The sequence below is a fragment of the Bradyrhizobium sp. genome (assembly GCF_049581145.1).
Lineage (GTDB): Bacteria > Pseudomonadota > Alphaproteobacteria > Rhizobiales > Xanthobacteraceae > Bradyrhizobium.
In genome coordinates this window covers 1-1641 of the sequence record NZ_JBAURI010001332.1, presented here as the reverse complement: position 1 = coordinate 1641, position 1641 = coordinate 1, and the positions used below count along the sequence as shown (strand labels likewise).

Annotated in this window: 1 protein-coding gene; it reads right to left on the bottom strand. The window is 61.7% G+C overall.

Going from position 1 to position 1641, the window contains the following annotated elements; translation table 11 throughout:
- Positions 1-1641, bottom strand: a 1641-nt coding sequence (locus WCB02_RS42435; RefSeq protein ID WP_423969119.1) for an efflux RND transporter permease subunit, incomplete at both ends; no start/stop codon positions are given.

Genomic DNA, 1641 nt, shown 5'->3' with positions numbered 1-1641 from the left:
AGCGCGGTCCTTTTCGGGAATGACTTCGCGGATCTTGTCCTCGACTGACTGGAATATCCGCTCCGTGGATTCGATGCGGGTTCCAGCCGGTGCGCGAACGTGGAGCTGGATCTGGCCGGCATCGATCAGCGGAAAGAAGTCGCGGCCGACCAACGAGAGCATCACGGCGCCGAGACTGAGTACCAGGCCGGCGGCGATCGGCACCATGAGGCGGCGCCGAAGCAATACGGCCAGGAATGCCGAGTATCCCCTCCGCAGGCGCTCGAACCCGCGCTCGAATGCGGCGGAAATCCTCGCGAATGGACCGGCCGGTTCGTCGTCGTCGGTATGACGCCGTTCACCCTTGAGCAGCAGGCCGATCGTGATCGGGGTCAGGGTCCGCGACAATCCGTAGGATGCCAGCATGGCAAACACGACGGCAAGTCCGAGCGGCGTGAACAGGTACTTGGCCGGGCCGTCGAGAAATACAACCGAGGTGAACACGCAACTGATCGCAAGCGTCGAAACCAGCGTCGGCACCGCGATTCCGGCAGCGCCGTGCAGCGTCGCTTCGGAAAGCGGCAGGCCTTCTTCGGTCCACAAACGGTGCGTGTTTTCGATGGTCACGGTCGAATCGTCGACCAGTATGCCGACCGCCAGCGCCAGGCCGCCGAGCGTCATGGTGTTTAGCGTCTCTCCCAGAAAATACAGCACGATCAGCGATGACAGGATCGCAAGCGGAATCGAAATCATCACGACCAGCGTCGAGCGCCAGGATCCGAGGAAGACCAGGATCATCAGCGCGGTCAACCCCGCCGCGATGGCGCCTTCACGCAGCACCCCCTTGACCGAATTTTTGACGAAGACCGACTGGTCGAACAGCTCGCTGATCCTGAGGCCGGCGGGAGCTGCGGCGCGGATGGCCGGCAAGGCCTGCTTCACGCCGTTGACGACCGCGAGTGTGGAAGCATTGCCGTTCTTGATCACGCTGAGCAGAACCGAGCGGCGGCCATCCTCGCGCACGATATTCTGTTGCACCATCGATCCGTCCCGGACCTGCGCCACGTCCTTCAAGAAGATGGTGGCGCCGTTAGAGAACTTGACCGGAATCATGTTGAGATCGGCGATTGTCGCCGGAGTCGCATTGGTTTTGACGGTGTACTGGGTGTTTCCGATCTTGGCCGTTCCCGACGGCAGCGTGAGATTCTGGGTATTGACCGCGTTGACGATGTCGAGCGGCGTCAATCCCCGCGACAGCAGCTTGTCCGGATCGATATCGACCATGATCTGGCGATATTTGCCGCCGGCCGGCGTCGGCAGCGTGACGCCGGGAACCGGTGCCAGTGCCTGCCGGACGCGATAGATGCCGAAGTCATAGAGTTGCTGCTCGTTCAGGTTGTCGGAATTCAGGCTGAGCTGCAGGACCGGAACGCTCGACGCGTTGAACTGCACGACGATCGGCGGCTCGATGCCGGGCGGCATCAAGGCGCGAATGGAGTTCGTGGCGGACACGATCTGCGCAATCGCAAGGTCGAGATTGACGTCCGGCTGAAAGAAGATTTTCTGAACCGAGATGCCGTTGAGGGTTTGCGCCTCGATGTCCAGGATGCCGTTCACGCTCGACGACAGCGCATATTGCCCGTAGGTTGTGACCCGCTGCTC